This window comes from Caulobacter sp. GW821-FHT10C03 (assembly GCF_059415485.1).
This window is the reverse complement of record NZ_JBWKNI010000007.1, coordinates 307185-324640: the sequence shown is the minus strand read 5'-3', so window position 1 is coordinate 324640 and position 17456 is coordinate 307185. Positions and strand designations below refer to the sequence as shown.

16 protein-coding genes are annotated in these 17456 nt (G+C 69.0%); 14 read left to right on the top strand and 2 right to left on the bottom strand.

Translation table 11 applies throughout. The features are described from left to right. The 10 genes from AC07NG_RS12425 to AC07NG_RS12380 all read left to right on the top strand — a co-directional run. Nucleotides 1–291: histidinol dehydrogenase (locus tag AC07NG_RS12425; RefSeq protein ID WP_494594313.1), on the top strand; the 291-nt coding region annotated here is incomplete at its 5' end. A gap of 35 nt (nucleotides 292–326) precedes the next feature. Continuing rightward, nucleotides 327–1085: an SDR family NAD(P)-dependent oxidoreductase gene (locus tag AC07NG_RS12420; RefSeq protein WP_494594312.1), complete on the top strand. Its 759-nt coding sequence runs from the start codon at nucleotides 327–329 to the stop codon at nucleotides 1083–1085. 16 nt (nucleotides 1086–1101) lie between these two features. Then, nucleotides 1102–2085, top strand: a complete 984-nt coding sequence (locus tag AC07NG_RS12415; protein ID WP_494594311.1) for a fumarylacetoacetate hydrolase family protein — start codon at nucleotides 1102–1104, stop codon at nucleotides 2083–2085. Between the two features lie 54 nt (nucleotides 2086–2139). After that, nucleotides 2140–3255, top strand: a complete 1116-nt coding sequence (locus AC07NG_RS12410) for an FAD-dependent oxidoreductase (RefSeq protein ID WP_494594310.1) — start codon at nucleotides 2140–2142, stop codon at nucleotides 3253–3255. A 232-nt stretch (nucleotides 3256–3487) separates the two neighbouring features. Further along, a complete protein-coding gene (locus AC07NG_RS12405) occupies nucleotides 3488–4558 on the top strand; it encodes a VOC family protein (RefSeq protein WP_494594309.1) in 1071 nt (356 codons plus the stop codon). A gap of 96 nt (nucleotides 4559–4654) precedes the next feature. Next, entirely contained in the window at nucleotides 4655–5899 is a 1245-nt protein-coding gene (locus AC07NG_RS12400; RefSeq protein WP_494594308.1) for an MFS transporter, read from the top strand. Then, nucleotides 5899–6333 (top strand): VOC family protein, encoded by a 435-nt coding sequence (locus tag AC07NG_RS12395; RefSeq protein ID WP_494594307.1) that lies wholly within the window; start codon nucleotides 5899–5901, stop codon nucleotides 6331–6333. Before AC07NG_RS12400 ends, AC07NG_RS12395 begins: the two co-directional genes overlap by 1 nt. Nucleotides 6334–6337: 4 nt before the next feature. Next, nucleotides 6338–7114 carry an SDR family NAD(P)-dependent oxidoreductase gene (locus tag AC07NG_RS12390; protein WP_494594306.1) on the top strand — a complete coding sequence of 259 codons (777 nt, stop codon included), beginning with the start codon at nucleotides 6338–6340 and terminating at the stop codon, nucleotides 7112–7114. Between the two features lie 166 nt (nucleotides 7115–7280). Further along, on the top strand, nucleotides 7281–9572 hold the full coding sequence (locus tag AC07NG_RS12385; RefSeq protein WP_494594305.1) for a TonB-dependent receptor: 2292 nt from the start codon (nucleotides 7281–7283) through the stop codon (nucleotides 9570–9572). A 164-nt stretch (nucleotides 9573–9736) separates the two neighbouring features. Further along, nucleotides 9737–10894: an alpha/beta hydrolase family protein gene (locus tag AC07NG_RS12380; protein WP_494594304.1), complete on the top strand. Its 1158-nt coding sequence runs from the start codon at nucleotides 9737–9739 to the stop codon at nucleotides 10892–10894. A gap of 159 nt (nucleotides 10895–11053) precedes the next feature. On the opposite strand, the gene AC07NG_RS12375 is transcribed toward AC07NG_RS12380, so the two are convergent. Beyond that, nucleotides 11054–11569, bottom strand: a complete 516-nt coding sequence (locus tag AC07NG_RS12375) for a winged helix-turn-helix transcriptional regulator (protein ID WP_494594303.1) — start codon at nucleotides 11567–11569, stop codon at nucleotides 11054–11056. 117 nt (nucleotides 11570–11686) lie between these two features. Here AC07NG_RS12375 and AC07NG_RS12370 point away from each other — a divergent pair, with 117 nt between their 5' ends. The 4 genes from AC07NG_RS12370 to AC07NG_RS12355 all read left to right on the top strand — a co-directional run bounded on the left by AC07NG_RS12370 (nucleotide 11687) and on the right by AC07NG_RS12355 (nucleotide 16636). Continuing rightward, on the top strand, nucleotides 11687–12493 hold the full coding sequence (locus AC07NG_RS12370) for an SDR family NAD(P)-dependent oxidoreductase (protein WP_494594302.1): 807 nt from the start codon (nucleotides 11687–11689) through the stop codon (nucleotides 12491–12493). Nucleotides 12494–12504: 11 nt separating this feature from the next. Next, entirely contained in the window at nucleotides 12505–14091 is a 1587-nt protein-coding gene (locus tag AC07NG_RS12365) for a phytoene desaturase family protein (protein ID WP_494594301.1), read from the top strand. 5 nt (nucleotides 14092–14096) lie between these two features. Then, a complete protein-coding gene (locus AC07NG_RS12360) occupies nucleotides 14097–14312 on the top strand; it encodes a hypothetical protein (RefSeq protein WP_494594300.1) in 216 nt (71 codons plus the stop codon). Nucleotides 14313–14494: 182 nt separating this feature from the next. Then, the gene (locus AC07NG_RS12355; RefSeq protein WP_494594299.1) at nucleotides 14495–16636 is read left to right on the top strand and encodes a TonB-dependent receptor; all 2142 of its coding nucleotides are present in this window, start codon (nucleotides 14495–14497) and stop codon (nucleotides 16634–16636) included. 42 nt (nucleotides 16637–16678) lie between these two features. Here AC07NG_RS12355 and AC07NG_RS12350 read toward each other — a convergent pair whose 3' ends face one another. After that, the gene (locus tag AC07NG_RS12350) at nucleotides 16679–17287 is read right to left on the bottom strand and encodes an NAD(P)-dependent oxidoreductase (protein WP_494594298.1); all 609 of its coding nucleotides are present in this window, start codon (nucleotides 17285–17287) and stop codon (nucleotides 16679–16681) included. Nucleotides 17288–17456 lie beyond the last annotated feature (169 nt).

The window sequence follows — 17456 nt, the reverse complement described above, 5'->3', positions numbered from 1 at the left end:
ACCAACGTCTCGTTCGGCGACAAGGTGATCGGCACCAACCACACCCTGCCGACCAAGCTGGCGGCCCGCTACACCGGTGGTCTCTGGGTGGGCAAGTTCATCAAGACCTGCACCTACCAGAAGGTGCTGACCGACGAGGCCTCGGCGCTGGTCGGCGAGTACTGCTCGCGCCTCTGCGCCCTGGAAGGCTTCGCCGGCCACGGCGAGCAGGCCAACATCCGCGTGCGCCGCTACGGCCATCGCGAGGTGCCCTACGCCGGCGCGGCCTCGCCCGTGCTGGCGGCGGAATAGGGACGGGTAGGGCGATGGAGCTGCCCCCTCTTGTGTTGCCAAGTACGCCGTCGTTCCGGCTGGACGGCCGCCGGGCTCTGGTGACTGGGGCGGGGCGAGGCATCGGCCTGGCCGCCGCCGCGGCCCTGGCCGACGCCGGGGCGGCCGTCACGCTCGTCGCCCGCTCGGCCAGCGAGATCGAGGCGGGGGCCCAGGCGATCCGCGAGCGGGGTGGAGCGGCGCAGGCCCTGGTGCTGGACGTCGGCGACGTCGCGGCGGTGACGGCCGCCATCGCCGCGCGCCCGGCCTTCGACATCCTGGTCAACAACGCCGGGACCAATCGGCCCAAGCCGTTCGGCGAGGTCACGGTCGAAGACTACGACGCCGTGCTCGACCTCAATCTCAAGGCCGCCTTCTTCGTGGCCCAGGCTGTGGCCAGGCGGATGGTGGAGCAGGGCGCCAAGGGCTCGATCATCCACATGACCTCGCAGATGGGTCATGTCGGCGGTCCCAACCGCACCCTCTACTGCGCCAGCAAGTGGGCGCTGGAGGGCCTCTCCAAGGCCATGGCGCTGGACCTGGCCCCGCACGGCATTCGGGTCAACACCATCGCTCCGACCTTCATCGAGACCCCGCTGACCAGGCCGTTCTTCGAGGACCCGGCGTTCCTGGCCAGCGTGCTCGCCAAGATCAAGCTCGGGCGTCTCGGCCAGGTCGAGGACCTGATGGGCGCCATCGTTTTCCTCGCCTCCGACGCCAGCGCCCTGATGACCGGCTCCTCGCTGGTGGTCGATGGCGGCTGGACCGCAGATTGAGTTCAAGGATCACCGTATGAAGCTCGCCACCCTGAAGTCCGACACTTTCGACGGTCGCCTGGTCATCGTCTCCCGCGACTTGAAGACGGCCGTCTTCGCGCAGGCCGCGCCCACCCTGCAGGCGGCGCTGGACCGCTGGGACGCGCTGGCGCCGGCGCTCCAGGCCCAGTCCGAGGCCCTCAACGCCGGGACCGCGCGGGACGCCTTCGCCTTCGATCCCACGCAGGCCCTGTCGCCGCTGCCGCGCGCCTACCAGTGGCTGGACGGATCGTCGTTCCTGGCCCACGGGCGGTTGCTGGACAAGGCATTCGACATTCCGCCGATCCCCCAGGCCGACGTCGTGCCGATCATGTACCAGGGCGGCTCCGACGCCTTCCTGGCCCCGACGCAGGACGCGCCGTTCGTCGACGAGGCCGACGGCATCGACTTCGAGGCCGAATACGCCGTCGTCACCGGCGACGTGCCGATCGGCGCGACCGACGAGGAGGCGCAAGGGGCGGTTCGCCTCGTGCTGCTGGCCAACGACTGGAGCCTGCGGGCGCTCCAGCGCTTCGAGATGATGCGCGGTTTCGGCCCCATCCACGCCAAGCCGGCCACCGCCTTCGCCCCGGTCGCCGTCACGCCCGACGAGCTCGGTCCCGCCTGGACCAACGGCCGGGTGGAGCTGCCGGTGCAGGTGGCCTGGAACGGCCAGCCGTTCGGCCGGCCCAGCGGTGCGGCCATGGACTTCACCTACGCCAAGCTCATCGTCCACGCCGCCCGCACCCGGGCGCTGAAGGCCGGGACTATCGTCGGCTTCGGCACCGTTTCGGAGGGCGCGCCGGACAAGGTCGGCTCGGCCTGCATCGCCGAGCGGCGCGGCTGGGAGGTGATCCAGCACGGCGAGCCGAAGACCGGCTTCATGCGCTTTGGCGACACCGTCCGCATCGAGGTGCTGGACGAGGCCGGCGCTTCGGTGTTCGGAGCGATCGAGCAGAAGGCGGTCCAGGCGAGAGCCTGAGAGCCGTCCCCAATAACGATAAGCGCGACAAGAAGCGTAAAAAGGGTCGAGGAAATGGTCGGCAAGGTTCTGGTGATCGGCGGCGGCATCGCCGGCATGTCGGCGGCGATCCTGCTGCGGCGGAGCGGGGCGGCGGTCGATCTGGTCGAGATGGATCCGGCCTGGCGCGTCTACGGCGCCGGCATCACCATCACCGGGCCGACCTTGCGGGCCCTGCGCGCCGTCGGCGTGCTCGACGCGGTGCTGGCCCAGGGCGCGGCGTGGAGCGGCGGCACGGTCTTTTCCAAGACCGGCGAGTTCATCGCCGACCTTTCGACAACCCCGGTCGAGGAAGGCATCCCCGCCACCGGCGGCGTCATGCGGCCGGTTCTGCACGCGGTGCTGTCGGAGACGACCCGGCAGGTCGGAGTCGATGTCCGGCTCGGCGTAACGGTCAAGGCCCTGCACCAGGCGGGCGAGGCCGTCGAGGTCGCCACCAGCGACGGTGAGAAACGGTCCTACCACCTCGTCATCGGCGCCGACGGCATCTTCTCGACCACCCGCAAGGCGATCTTCCCCGACGCGCCCGAGCCGCGCTTCACCGGCCAGGCCTGCTGGCGGCTGCTGGCCGAACGCCCGCCGGGCTTCGACCGCTCGCACTTCTACATGGGCGGCGACCGCAAGATCGGCTTCAACCCGGTCTCGCCCACCCACATGTACATGTTCCTGCTGGAGCGTACGCCCGACGATCCGTGGATCGAGCTGGCCGACCAGCCGGCGCGGCTGCACGCCCTGATGGACGGCTTCGGCGGCATCGTGCCGGGGATCCGGGAAGGGGTGCTCGCCAACCCGACCATCAACTACCGGCCGCTGAAGATTCTGCTGCAGCCGCCGCCCTGGAATGTCGGAAGGGTGGTGCTGATCGGCGACGCCGTCCACGCCACCACCCCGCACCTGGCCTCCGGCGCCGGCATGGCCGTCGAGGACGCCGTGGTGCTGGCAGAGGAACTGGCGCATGGCGGCGAGGTCGAGGCCGCGCTCGAACGCTTCACCGGCCGCCGGTTCGACCGCTGCCGGATGGTGGTGGAGAACTCCGTCCGCCTGGGCGAGCTGGAGATGACCGGCGGCTCGCCGCAGGAGCACAACACCCTGATGGCCGCCTCGATCACGGCCCTGCGCCAGGCCACCTGACCCTTTTTCCGCGTCGTCTCCGACCTGGCCCGCCCCGCGACCCCGCCGGGCGGGCGCCTCTTTTTGCGCGCCCGACCGGCCCCCAGCCGCCGCCCGCCGCGATACCTCCAATCCGAACAATGGATTTCTCGCCGCCGCGCCCGGGTGGTCTGTTCGCAGGGAGAACAAGAAGCCAGCGGGGAGGACGGCAAGGCGCAGGGCGCCGCGTCCGGACCCGTTCACGGAGTAGGGCATGGCGATTCTGGGTGTCGAGAGCGCGATTTTCGGCGTGGACGATCTTGAGCTCTGTACGCGGTTCTGGACGGACTTCGGCCTGACGCCGCTGTCGCGGACCGACGACGAGAGCGTGTTCGAGGTGGCCAGCGGGTCGAAGATCGTGGTCCGCCGCCGCGGCGACCCGCGCTCGCCCGCAACCTATGCCGGCAAGGTCGGCATGCAGGAGACCATCTGGGGCGTGGACACCCAGGAGTCGTTCGATGCCCTGGTCGCCGATCTGTCGCGCGACCGCGAGATCAGCTTCGACGCCGACGGCGCCGCCCACTTCTTCTGCGACGACGGCATGCCGATCGGCCTGAAGGTTTGGAACAAACGCCAGGTCGTCTCCCAGCCCGACCCCGTCAATGCGCCGGGGAACATCCAGCGCCTGAACCTGCACCGCAAATGGCGTCGGCGCTGCCTGCCCAAGACCATCAACCACGTGGTCTTCTTCGTGCACGACTACGTGGCCAGCCTGGAGTTCTTCATCGAACGCCTGGGCTTCCGCTACACCGACCATTCGCGCGGCGCCGGGGCCTTCGCCCGCGCCGACGGGACCCATGAGCACCACAGCATCTTCTTCGTCTCGACGGCCCTGCCGGTGGCCCCCGACGATCCGGGCTTCATGCACATCGCCTTCGGCCTGGAGGACATCGACGAGCTGATGCTGGGCGTGAACCAGATGCAGCAGAAGGGCTGGACCAACACCAGCCAGAACAGCTCCGGCGGCCTGTCGCGCCACCGCATCTCGTCGGCCATCTACTACTACTTCGACAACCCGAACGGCGGCGAAGCCGAGTACCACGTCGACACCGACTATCTCGACGACAACTGGGTTCCGCGGGTCTGGGACTGGAAGTTCGGCTCGCTGCTGTGGGCCACCAGGACCCCCAGCTTCTGGGAGGGCGAGGTCGCCTGGGACATGCAGTTCGACGCCGACCGTCGCTCGCTCGAGCCTTTCCGACGCCCCGGGGGCGTCGGCGACAAAAACGGAAATCTTCCGGACAAGCTCGACACGCTAACTGAGGAAGACGAGCACGCGATCTAGAGCGCGACAGCCTGGGCCGACAACGGTTCCGGCGACTGTCGCGCTCCAGAGAACAAAGACGGGCTCGCGACAAAAGACATTAGAGAGGGACAGTCAGTGACCACGTCTTCCGCCCCAGCCGCCCGGCGGGCCGGGCCCGTCCAGGGCCTCAGCCTGCTTCTGCCCGTGACGCTTTCGGTGATGGGGGCGCTGCTGGTGGCGCCGATCATCCCGCAGCTGATGCAGGCCTTCGCCCATGTGCCGGGCATCGAGTTCCTGGCGCCGATGGTGGTCACCATGCCCTCGCTGTGCATCGCCCTGTTCTCGCCGCTGGCGGGGATTCTGGGCGACTCGGTGGGCCGCCGCCGGCTGCTGATCTGGTCGATGGCGATCTACGCAGCTTTCGGCGTCGCCCCGTTCTTCCTGCGCGACCTCTGGGCGATCCTGGCCACCCGCGTGGTGGTGGGGATCATGGAAGCCGTGGTCATGACCCTGTCGACCACCCTGATCGCCGACCTGTTCCGGGGCGAGACCCGCGACCGCTGGCTGGCCGCCCAGGCGGGCACGGCCTCGGTATCCGCCGTGCTGTTCCTGATGATCGGCGGGGCGGCCGGCCGGTTCGGCTGGCACGGGCCGTTCCTGGTCTATCTGTTCCCGCTGGTGCTGATGGTCGGCGTGATCGCCTTCACCTGGGAGCCCTCGCGGCAGGAGGCCGCCGGCGAAGGGGAGGGCGAGGAGGCCCAGCGCCCGTCGCTCAGCTGGGCGGGCTTCCCGTGGAAGTTCATGCTCGGCGTCTGCGCCGTCACCCTGTTCGCCGCCACCATGTTCTACACCGTGCAGATCCAGCTCAGCACGGCGCTGTTTGCCCTGGGGGTGAAGGATCCGGCCCGCATCGGCCTGCTGACCGCCATCGCCAGCCTGGCCGTGCCGCTGGGCACCCTGTCATTCTGGATCCTGTCGCCGCGCCTGCCGCTGCGGGGCCTGATGCTGCTGGAGTTCGCCCTGCTCGGCGTCGGCTTCATCCTGATGTCCCACGCGTCCAACGAGACCACCTTCGTGGCCGCTTCGGCCCTCAACCAGATCGGCGGCGGCATGATCCTGCCGACCATGCTGACCTGGGCCACGCGCGGCCTGCCGTTCGCTGTGCGAGCGCGCGGCATGGGCGTGTGGCAATCGACCTTCGCCCTGGGGCAGTTTGTCTGCGGCCTCTTGGTGCCGCTGATCGGCAAGTCGGTGGGCGGCATCCTGCCGACCTTCCAGGTGATCGGGGCGGCCAGCCTCGTCGCCGCCGTCCTGACCCTGGTCGCCATGCTGGCGGCCAAGGGCGGCAAGCCGCAATCCATCGCCCAGGTGAGCCTCTGATGAGCCAGTTCAAGTACGGCTTCCACCATGGGGGCGTCAGCGTCCCCGACCTCGACGCCGCCGTCGAATGGTACGACCGCGTCCTCGGCTTCAAGGTCGAGCGCCGGTTCCCGATCCCGACCATCCCCGCCCAGGTGGCGATGATCGCCAACGGGGCCTTGCGGATCGAGCTGTTCGAGGTGCCGAACGCCGCGCCTCTGCCCGAGGACCGCCGCATCCCCGACCGCGACGTCCACACCCACGGCAACAAGCACGTGGCCTTTGTCGCCAACGACGTCGTCGCCCTCTCGGAGGAGCTGAAGCAGCGCGGGGCCGACATCGTCTGGGTCAAGACCATGCCGCACGGCTCGGCCTGCTTCATCCGGGATCTCGCCGGCAACCTGATCGAGTTCGTGGAGGGGCCGATCCCCGCCGGGGAAGCCGGGAGCCTCTGAGCGCATGAGCACGCTTCTCTCCAACCGCCTGGCCGGCAAGGTCGCGGTCGTCACCGGCACGGGCGCCGGCATCGGCAGGGGCGTGGGCCTGATGTTCGCCCGCCACGGCGCGCGCGTCGTCGGCTGCGACATCGACGCCGCCGCCGCCGAGGCCACCGCCGAGCAGGCGAGGGCGGAAGGCCTGGCCTTCGACAGCCTCCACCCCTGCGACCTGACGACCGAGGAGGGCGCCCAGGCGCTGATCGACAAGACCGTCGCCCTGCACGGCGGGATAGACATCCTGGTCAACGCCGCCGCCATGGGCGTCTTCGCTTTCATCGACGACATGACCTACGCCGATTGGCGCAGGACCCTGACCGGCGAGCTCGACATCGTCTTCCTGGCCTGCAAGGCGGCCTGGCCGCACCTGGTGGCGCGGGGCGGCGGCTCGATCGTCAACTTCGCCTCGGCCAACGCCCGCCAGGCCCTGCAGGGCTCGGGCGCCCTGGCCCACTGCGCGGGCAAGGGCGGGGTGCTGGCCATGACCCGGCAGCTGGCGATGGAGGGCGGGCCGCACAGGATCCGCGCCAACACCATCTCGCCGGGCCTGATCGTCACGGCGGCCACCGCGCCGGTCGTCGCCGACCCGGAATTCGAGGCGCAGGTCCTGCGCAAGAAGATGATCAAGCGCCTGGGCCAGCCCGAGGACGTCGCCTGGTTGGCGACCTTCCTGGCGTCGGACGAGTCCAGCTGGATCACCGGCGCCGACCACGCCATCGACGGCGGCGCGACGGCCTGGTGAGGGCCTGACGAGACCCGGCGCGACGCTCATCCGTCGCGCCGATGGCGCCTATCCGAAGCAACGTTTTGTCGCCGAACGATGGTCGTCATAGCCTTTGCAGACAAAGGGATAGGCCGCCTCGCACCGCGCGTCAGACGCGGGCGGCGGCCGCAAGGAAACAAGGGGAATGCAGATGCGAGTCAGCTTGCTGACGTCGGTCGCCATGCTCGCCGCGCTGAGCGCGGGCGCGGCCATGGCCCAGGACCAGAAGTCCGCCGATACTGTCGAGCTGGGCGAGGTGGTCGTCACCGCCCAGCACAAGAACGAGACCATCCAGAAGGCGGCGGTGAACGTCACCGCGCTCGGGGCCGAGCAACTGGAGCGCGCCTCCGTCGTCCAGGCCCAGGACCTCAACCGCGTGGCCCCCGGCATCCAGATCAGCCAGGGCGGTCCCTCGACCCAGATCTACATCCGCGGGGCCGGCACCTACGGCACCAACATGTACGCCGATCCGGCCGTGGCCTTCAACGTGGACGGCGTCTACATCGGCCGCCTGCCGGCCACCGAGGGCGTGTTCTACGACCTCGAGCGGGTCGAGGTGCTGAAAGGCCCGCAAGGCACCCTCTACGGCCGCAACGCCACCGGCGGCGCCGTCAACATCATCACCGCCAAGCCGAAGTTCGACTTCGGGGCAGGGGGCTCGCTGGAGGTCGGCGACTACAACCTGCGCCGGGCCGACGCCTATCTGAACGTGCCGGTCAGCGACACCTTCGCCCTGCGTATCGCCGGCCAGAGCGTGCGGCGCGACGGCTACCTGTCGGACGGCTACGACGACGCCAATGTCGACGCGGTCCGCGTGAAGGCCCTCTGGGCGCCGACCGACGACGTCTCGCTGCTGCTGGGCGCCAGCTACGCCCAGATCGGCGGCAAGGGGCCGGGCGCGGTGCCCGTGCCGCTGGTCGATCCCGACAATCCGTGGACGGGTCCCAGCACGGCGGCGGCCAACGCCTACCTGCTGTCCAACACCGGTCCGCCCTCGGCCCTGATCGCCTCGATCGGCTCGGACGGCTATGTGAACAACAAGTTCTACGCCTTCGGCGGCGAGCTGAACTGGCGACTGGGCTTCGCCGACCTGACGGTGATCGCCAACCAGACCCGCCAGGACGCCGACTACGTCACCTATCGCCCTGGCTTCTACTTCTCGCCCAACGACCACCAGATCCAGCGCTCGCTGGAAGCGCGCCTGTCGGGCGAGGCGGGCAAGCTGAAGTGGGTCACCGGCCTCTACGCCTACAAGGAAGACCAGCGCACCGACTTCACGGTCAACCAGGGCGCCTTCAACAAGAACCGCGTCGTGCTCGACAGCCTGACCGACGCCTCCTACGCCGCCTTCGGCCAGGGCACCTACAGCGTCACCGACGCCTTCCGCCTGACCGCCGGCCTGCGCTACACTCAGGAGACCAAGACCCAGCACGGCACGCTGGCCGTGGGCGGGGTGTCCAGCTCGAGCGTCGCCAACTCCACCTACTGCTCGGCGACCAACCAGGGCACGTTCTCGACGACCTACGTCTACGAGGGCGACACGACGGCGACCGACACCTGCATCTTCCCGGTGGCGGGCGACAAGACCTGGCGCTCGACCGACTGGAAGCTGGGCTTCGAGTACGACGTGGCCAGGGACTCGCTGCTCTACGGCTCGGTCAGCACGGCCACCAAGGCCGGCGGCTTCTGGGCCGCCCTGGCGCCCAACACCTACGAGCCCGAGAAGCTGACGGCCTACGCGGTGGGCTCCAAGAACCGGTTCCTCGACCGTCGCCTGCAGGTCAACGCCGAGGTCTTCTACTGGGACTACAAGGACCACCAGGAAAGCCACCTGGGGCCGATCGTCAATCCGCCCGCCGGCTTCACCAACATCACCGAGAACTCCGGCAAGGCCGAGATCTACGGCGTGGATCTGGACACCCAGTTCAAGCTGACCGCCCGCGACCTGCTGACCGCCAACGTCCAGTACCTGCACGCGACCTACAAGGAGTTCAGCTACACCCGCTCGGCCTCGCTGCCGGCGGCGATCACCAGCTGCGCCACCACCACCCAGACCTCGGGCGACTACACGCTGGACTGCTCGGGCAAGCGCATGCCGCGCACGCCCGAATGGCTGGTCAACCTGGGCTACGAGCACCGCTTCGATCTGCCCAACGGCGGCTCGATCACGCCCTCGGCCCACACCACCTGGTCGGCGGCCTACTGGCTGGCCATCGACTACGTGCCCAACGAGCGCCAGCCGTCCTACTGGATGCACGACCTCGACGTCACCTACGCCGCGCCCGGCGGCAAGTGGTCGCTGGCCGCCTACGTCCACAATGTCGGCAACGAGGCCGTCTTCACCGACGCCTATCTGCAGCCGTTCACCACGGGGATCTCCTACAGCGTCCTGCGCGCCCCGCGCACCTGGGGCGTGCGGCTGTCGGCCAAGTACTGATCGCTCTCGATCGAACTTGCCGGGACGCGTCGCGGGGGGCGGCGCGTCCCGTTTCTTTTTCGGCCGCGCTATCGGCGCCGCCGATGGCGGCCATGGGCAGAAGCGCTTTTTCCGTTTCCGCGCGCCCCCTTAAGACCGCTGGAACCCACCAGGAGACCCTCAGGATGTTCGAGTACTTCCCCGGCAACTACGTCTGGAACCTGTCGGTCTGCATCGCCCTGGAGTCCGGCGGCCAGGTCGGCGAGGTCGACGCCATGTGCCGCCCGATCCGCGAGGCGGCCACCCGCGGCGAGGACGCCGGCACCGTCGAGTTCATGGAAAGCTGGGCGGCCATGGCCGACACCCTGTGGGACCTGGCCCAGGAGGATCTCGCGGCTGGCCGTCGCCTGTCGGCGGGGCCCAAGCTGCTGCGCGCGGCCCTCTACTACTTCACCGCCGAGCGCATGCAGAGCCGGGGTTCGGTGCGCCGCGTCGCCACCTACGCCCGCGCGCTGGAAGCCTTTTCGCTGGGCTGCGAGCACGGCCGCCAGAACTGCCGTCGGGTCGAGATCCCCTATGAGGGCGGCGTGATCGCCGGCCTGTTCGTCCAGGCGCAAGGCGTCGACGGTCCCGCGCCGTGCCTGGTGCAGGTCAACGGCCTCGACAGCGTCAAGGAACTGCTGTTCCTCAACCGCGAGCCCGACGCCCTGGCCGCGCGCGGCGTCTCCTCGTTGATCATCGACCAGCCGGGCACGGGCGAGGCCCTGCGCCTGCACGACCTCAAGGCCGTGTTCGACACCGAGCGCTGGGCCTCCAAGGTGGTCGACTGGCTGGAGACCGTTCCCGAGGTCGATCCCAAGCGCATCGGCATGCACGGCGTGTCGCTCGGCGGCTACTACGCCCCGCGCGCGGTGGCCTTCGAGCCAAGGTTCGCCCTGGGCGTCGTCTGGGGCGCCAACCACAATTGGGGCGAGATGCAGAAGCGCCGCCTGGCCCGCGAAGGCGACATGCCCGTGCCGCACTACTGGGAGCACGTGCGCTGGGTCTGGGGCGGCGAGACCGTCGATGACTTCATGGCCATCGCCGAGCAGGTCACGCTGAACGGGGTGATGGAGAAGATCGCCGTGCCGTTCCTCGTCACCCACGGCGAGAACGACCGCCAGATTCCGCTGGAATACGCCCACCAGAGCTACGACCAGCTGACGGCCAGCCCCAAGCGCGACCTGAAGATCTTCGGGGCCCGCGAGCAGGGCGTCGAGCACTCCAGCCTCGACAACGTCGCCAACGCCCGCGACTGGATCGCCGACTGGGTGGCCGAGACGTTCGCGGCGATGAAGGTCTAGAAAAACCTCTCCCATGGGGAGAGGGAGGGGCCCGCGCCGTAGGCGTGGGAGGGTGAGGGGGTAAGACGTTGGCCGTCCTATCCCCTTCGACTCTGCCTTGTCCGGAAAGGTCCCTAACCCCTCACCCTCCCAGGCTATCGCCTGGGCCCCTCCCTCTCCCTAGGGGAGAGGTGAGTCACCCTCGTCAAACTTCACCCGCGCCTGGCGGATCGCCGCGTTGTGCGCGCGCACCCAGTCCATCAGCCGCTCGACCTCGGCCAGCAGCCCTTCGCCCAGCGGCGTGATCGCGTAGTCCACGCGCGGCGGCACGGTCGGGGTGATGGTGCGGCCGATCAGGCCGTCGCGCTCCAGGCTTCGCAGGCGCAGGGTCAGCATCCGCTGCGAGATCGCGCCTTCCCACGACAGCACGCCCACCAGCCGCCGCAGCGTCGCGTGGCGGAAGGTTCCGCCGCGCAGGATCAGCAGCAGCAGCAGGCTCCAGCGGTCGCCGACCCGGGCGAACACCTCGCGCATGGGGTCGCTGCGGTCGCCGCCGTTGCGCGCCTGGTCGGCCGCGAGATCCGCCAGCGGCCGGATCGCCGCGACCAGGGCATCGCCCTTGAAATCGACCTTCAGGATACGGCCGATCTCGGCCTGGACGGCGTCCAGGGCGCGCGGCGGCTGTTGAGCGTCCATGCGGCGAATCCTCCCGAGGATGGGAACAATAATGTGCCGTCTTACGGCGAAAAACGCCTCGCCCTATCCCTCCTTCGACGCCCGCGCAGACGGGCTCGATCAGAGGAGGACGCAGCCTTGGGCTCCCTTGCGGACAAGACCGCCATCATCACCGGCGCGGGCGGCGGCATCGGCCTGGCCACCGCGCTGCTGCTCGCCGAGCGCGGCGCGCGCGTCGCCGTCGCCGATCTTCGCCTGGAGGCCGCCGAGACCACGGCGCAGGCCGTGCGCGACGCCGGCGGCGAGGCCATCGCCTTCCAGGCCGACCTGGGCCTCGAGGCCGACGGGATCGCCCTCGTCGAGGCTACCCTGGACGCCTTCGGCCGCATCGACATCCTGCACAACAACGCCGCCGACCTGGCTCCCGAAATGAGCCCCGGCTTCGACGGCGACGTCGAGAGCACTTCGACCGAGGTCTGGACGCGGGCCTTGCTGGTCAACGTCCGCGGCACGGCCCTGATGTGCAAGGCGGTGATCCCGCACATGGTCGCGGCCGGCGGCGGTTCGATCGTCAACACCGCTTCGAACCTTGGCCTGCAGGGCAACATCGTCCAGGTCGCCTACGGGGCCTCCAAGGCCGCCGTGCTGCAGCTGACCCGCTCGATCGCCGCCTCGCACGGCCGCAAGGGGATCCGCTGCAACGCCGTCTCGCCGGGCCTGACCCTGACGCCGGCCGTCGCCGCCCACATTCCCGACAGTCATCGCCAGGCCGTCGAGGCCGAGACCCTGACCCCGTATCTCGGCGAAGCGCGCGACATCGCCGCCGCGGTCGCCTTCCTGGCCTCCGACGAGGCCCGCTACGTCACCGGCCACAACCTCGTCGTCGACGGCGGCACCGCCATCCACGTGCCTGGCTTCGAACGCCTCCAGAGCCTCTGGGCCTAAGGAACCATCACATGAGCAAGACCTACGACGTCGTCGTCATGGGCGCGGGCCACAACGGCCTGACGACCGCCGCCTACCTGGCCAAGGCCGGCAAGAAGGTGCTGATCCTCGAACGCCAGCCGTTCCCCGGCGGCGGGGTGGTGACGCGGGAGATCAACTCGCCCGGCTACCGCCACGACCTGCACTCGTCCTGCCACATCATGATCCAGGGCAACCCGCTGCTGACCAACGACGAGCTGGGCCTCTTCAGCAAGTTCGGCTTGAAGTACAATTACTCGGACGTGCCCTACGCCAGCATCTTCCACGACCAGGAGACGCTGATCACCTACAAGGACCTCGATCGGTCCTGCCAGCAGATCGCCCGCTATTCCGAGAAGGACGCCGAGACCTATCGCGCCTTCGCCCTGCGCAGCATGCAGATGCTGCCCATGTTCGTGTCGGGGCTGTACGCCCCGCCGTTCCCGATGGGCGCCTTCATCGCCATGCTCGACCAGAGCGAGGAAGGCCGCGAGATGCTCGACGCCATGAGCCGCAGCTCGCTCGACATCATCGACAACGCTTTCGAGAACGACCGGGTCAAGATCCACCTGCTGAAGCTGGTGACCGAGAACCTGCAGCTGCCCGACGAGCTGGGCACCGGCATGGGCATCTATCTGATGCCCGGCATCATCCACACCTACGGCGTCTCCCAGCCGGTCGGCGGCAGCGGCGGCCTGACCGACGCGTTGGTGCGCTGCCTGGAGCACTATGGCGCCGAGATCCGCTGCGAGGCCGAGGTCTCGCGCGTCATCGTCTCGGGCGGCAAGGCGACGGGCCTGGAGCTTGCCGACGGCGAGCAGGTCTTCGCCAAGGACGGCGTCATCGGCGCCATCCACCCGCACCGCCTGCGGCAGTTCGTCGAAGGGGTGGCCGAGCCGGTGCTCAAGCGCGCCGAGCGGGTCAACACCTCGACCTTCAGCCTGTTCGTCAGCCACTACGACCTGAAGAAGCAGTCGACCCTCTACGCCGGTCCCGAGGTGCAGACGGCGACCATGCTGGAGTACTTCACCTTCGATCGCCTGGACGACCTGCTCGATGACTTCGACGCCCTGCGCCGCCGTCGCCTGCCGGCCCGGCCGCTGACCGGCGGCGGCGACGAGACCCACGCCGACCCCAGCCGCGCGCCGCCCGGCGGCGGCATCTGGCACGCCATCACCATGTCGCCCTACGACCTGGCCGACGGCGGCCCTTCGCGCTGGGACGAGATCAAGGACGAGGTGGCGGCCAAGAACCTCAGCTTCTACCAGAAGTTCACGCCCAGCCTGACGGCCGACAACATCATCGCCGCCACCCACTGGTCGCCGCTCGACATGGAGCGCAGTTCGCCCAACAGCTTCGTCAACGGCGACATGCACGGCGCTGCGCCCTTCATGTACCAGACCGTCGCCCACCGCCCGACGCCGGACCTCGGCAACTACACCGTCCCGGGCGTTGAGCGGCTCTATCTGGTCGGGCCGTTCCAGCATCCGGGCGGCGGCGTCTACGGCGCGGGCCGGGCCACGGCGATCAAGATGTTCGACGACCTCGCCATCGACTTCGACAAGACCGTGAGCCGGTGAGCGCCATGAAGATCTACGACGCGACCAACAAGGAGCTGATGGCCGTGGCCTCGATCGCCCGCGACGGCGACGACCTGGTCATCAAGGGCAAGATCTTCGGCGCCATGCCGATGACCGCCAAGCTGAGGCCGGAAGAGGCGAGGGCGGCGCTGAAGCTGCTCGACGCCAAGACGGTGCTCTTCCTGCTGACCCTGCTGTTCCGCAAGTCCAGCAAGGCCTGAGACGGGATGACGGGGAGGGCTTCGGCTCTCCCCGAAACCGCTGTTACTCGATTGAAACACACCCCGCCTTCGCCGATGGCTGGTACCCCTCCAATCGCTTTGACCTTAAGGGCCTCCAGCCCCCAGCCTCCCTGCCAACGCCGCGCTCGAAGACGGCGTCATGCATAGAGGGAGGGACTTCGATGAAAGTCGCTTTGCGGGCCGGTGCGGCCCTTGGCGTTCTGCTCGCGGCCGCCGGCGCGGCCCATGCCCAGGGGGCTGGCAAGGCCCCTGGGGCTGATGACGGGACCCAGCTGACCGAGGTCGTGGTCACCGCCGAAAAGCGTGAGACGACCCTGCAGAAGACGCCGCTGGCCGTCAGCGCCATCAGCGGCGAGGCGCTGCAGAAGCAGGGCGTGACCGGGATCAAGGACGCCATCGCCCTGATCCCCAGCGTCCAGATCCAACAGGCCAACACCGGCGCCAGCTTCTACATCCGCGGCATCGGCGCGCGTGGCGCGCTCGACCTGCCGACCTCGCCGGTGACGGTCAGCTACGACGGCGTCGTCCAGCAGCGCAACGAACTGACCGGCGTGGCCATGGCCGACATAGAGCGGGTGGAGGTGCTGCGCGGTCCGCAAGGCACGCTCTACGGCCGCAACGCCAACGCCGGCGCGGTCAACGTGCTCTACCGCAATCCGGTGCTGGGCGAGTTCTCGGGCGGCGCCAGTCTCCAGGTCGGCAACTACGACGCCCTGCGCACCGAAGGCGTGATCAACCTGCCGCTCGGCGACAAGGTCGCCCTGCGCGTGGTCGGGGGCAGCAATTCGCACGACGGCTACCTGTCCAACGGCCTCAATGACGCCGACGAGAAGTTCGCTCGCGCCAAGCTGCTGATCGCGGCGAGCGACGACCTGCGCTTCATCCTGTCGGCCGAGCGCCAGCAGGCCGGCGGCCAGGGCTCAGGCAACGTGCTGCTGCCCACCAGCAGCCGCAGCGATCCGTGGACCGCCCCGTCCTACGGCAGCCTCTACACCATCCCGGCCGGCGCCGCCGTCTACTGCAATCCCAATTGCGACGCCGACTACAGCATGAAGAACACCACCCTGCGCGGCCAGGCCGACTGGGACCTGTCGTGGGCGCGGCTGACGACGATCCTCGGCCACCAGGACTTCGAACGCACCTATCTCCAGCCGTTCTCGGGCACCTGGGAGAAGGACACCCTGCCGGCCAAGCAGGACAGCGCCGAGATCCGCCTAGCCTCGCCGGCGACCTCGCCGATCTCGTGGGTGCTGGGCGCCTTCTACCTGAAATACGACGGCTCGGGGCAGTTCCGGATCAACTACACCTTCGACGAAGTCCGTTCCTTCGACCGCAACGTCAGCAAGACCTCGGCCGCCTTCGGCCAGGTGATCGTGCCGCTGAACGACCGCCTGCGCCTGACCGGCGGCCTGCGCTACACCAAGGACGAGGTCGACGCTCTCAACAGCAGCGGCACCCAGGCGTCCTACGCCGCGGGCAGCCTGACCTCGGCCGGCGCGGTGACGAACAGCTACAGCAAGCTGACCTGGAAGGCCGGCGCCGAGTTCGACCTGGCGGCCCGCTCGCTGGTCTACGGATCGGTCTCGACCGGCATCAAGGGCGGCGGCGTCAACGCCAGCGGGATCACCTATGGCCCCGAGGAGATCACCGCCTACGAGCTGGGCAGCAAGAACCGCTTCCTCGACAACCGCCTGCAGGTGAACGCGGCCGCCTACTACTACGACTACACCGGCTACCAGCTGTCCTATTACTACTATGTCGGCCTGGTCCCGACCTTCCTGACGGCTAACGTGCCGGGCAAGACCAAGGTCTACGGCGTCGAGCTGGAAGGCAGCTACCTGCTGACCGGCGCTGACCGCTTCGACGGCAGCGTCTCGTGGCAGGAAAGCAGCTTCGGCAATGCTTCGGTGGCCACCTCGTGCTCGGGCACGACCTGCACCATGACCGACCTGACCGGCCGGCCCCTGCCGCGCACCCCGCGCTGGACGGTGACGGGCGCCTATGAGCACCGCTTCGACCTGGCCAGCGGGGCGGCGATCACCGCCCACCTCGACGCCCAGTGGAAGTCGAGCTACTTCGTCGACCTGCTGCGCTTCAACAACTCGCTGGCCAAGTCCTACACCCTGGCCAACGCCCGGGTGACCTATGACGAGCCCGACGGCAAGTGGTCGATCGGGGCCTATGTCAACAACATCGGCGACAAGGCCGTGCTGGAGCAGGCCAACACCGCCGGTCCGGTCAACGTCTACGGCGTGATCGGCAATCCGCGGACCTACGGCCTGGTGCTGACCGCGAAGTTCTGACCGGAAGGGCGGCCTCGCTTGGGGGCCGCCCGACCTCTCCGATCAGTAGCCCGCCGTGAACCGTGCCCCCACGTGGCGCGGCGTTTCCAGTTCATCGACGAGGGCCACGGCGTAGTCCTCGAACGAGATGGCGCTCTTGCCGTCGGCGTCGAAGATCAGGTCGTCGGCGCCCAGCCGGAACGTGCCGGTGCGCTCGCCGGGCGTGAAGAACCGCGACGGGCTGAAGAAGGTCCAGTCCAGGTCGCTGGCCCGCAATTGTTCCAGGAAGGCCCAGCCGGCTCGCGCCTCCGGCTTGACGTGCTCGGGAAAGCCCGGCCCATCGACCTCGCGCACGCCGGGCGAGACCCACAGGCTGCCTGCGCCGCCGACCACGACGTAGCGCTTCACGCCCGCCCGCCGCACGGCCTCGATCAGTCCGGCAGTGTCCACCGACGTGAACTTCATGGCGCTGACCACGGCGTCTGATCCGCGTAGGGCCTGTGCGGTCGCATCGATGTCGGCGGCGTCCAGCGCCTGGGTGGTCACGCCGGGCAGGGCGGGCGTCATTTCCGGATGGCGCGACAGCGCCGAGACCGCGTGGCCCCGATCGGACAGCTCCTTCAGTATCCTCGATCCCGCCGCGCCCGTGGCGCCCAGCAAGGCGACCTTCATGGTTTCGTCTCCCTCGTCTTGTTGAGGCGTCAGCCTAGCCTTGGCTCCTTGCTCGCCGCGCATCGCTTTCCTGGCCGCCAGCTATCGGATCAGGCGATTTGACCCTTCGCTGCGCGCGCCCTTTCAAGGGTACGAGGAGAACCGGCCGCAGCGCCGGAGGGGAGGGACG

Bases quoted from the DNA above. Each gene is read 5' to 3' on its own strand.
- AC07NG_RS12410 (WP_494594310.1), top strand. From the start codon at position 2,140: ATGGTCGGCAAGGTTCTGGTGATCGGCGGCGGCATCGCCGGCATGTCG.
- AC07NG_RS12385 (WP_494594305.1), top strand. From the start codon at position 7,281: ATGCAGATGCGAGTCAGCTTGCTGACGTCGGTCGCCATGCTCGCCGCG.
- AC07NG_RS12405 (WP_494594309.1), top strand. From the start codon at position 3,488: ATGGCGATTCTGGGTGTCGAGAGCGCGATTTTCGGCGTGGACGATCTT.
- AC07NG_RS12360 (WP_494594300.1), top strand. From the start codon at position 14,097: ATGAAGATCTACGACGCGACCAACAAGGAGCTGATGGCCGTGGCCTCG.
- AC07NG_RS12350 (WP_494594298.1), bottom strand. From the start codon at position 17,287: ATGAAGGTCGCCTTGCTGGGCGCCACGGGCGCGGCGGGATCGAGGATA.
- AC07NG_RS12415 (WP_494594311.1), top strand. From the start codon at position 1,102: ATGAAGCTCGCCACCCTGAAGTCCGACACTTTCGACGGTCGCCTGGTC.
- AC07NG_RS12375 (WP_494594303.1), bottom strand. From the start codon at position 11,569: ATGGACGCTCAACAGCCGCCGCGCGCCCTGGACGCCGTCCAGGCCGAG.
- AC07NG_RS12395 (WP_494594307.1), top strand. From the start codon at position 5,899: ATGAGCCAGTTCAAGTACGGCTTCCACCATGGGGGCGTCAGCGTCCCC.
- AC07NG_RS12355 (WP_494594299.1), top strand. From the start codon at position 14,495: ATGAAAGTCGCTTTGCGGGCCGGTGCGGCCCTTGGCGTTCTGCTCGCG.
- AC07NG_RS12380 (WP_494594304.1), top strand. From the start codon at position 9,737: ATGTTCGAGTACTTCCCCGGCAACTACGTCTGGAACCTGTCGGTCTGC.
- AC07NG_RS12390 (WP_494594306.1), top strand. From the start codon at position 6,338: ATGAGCACGCTTCTCTCCAACCGCCTGGCCGGCAAGGTCGCGGTCGTC.
- AC07NG_RS12365 (WP_494594301.1), top strand. From the start codon at position 12,505: ATGAGCAAGACCTACGACGTCGTCGTCATGGGCGCGGGCCACAACGGC.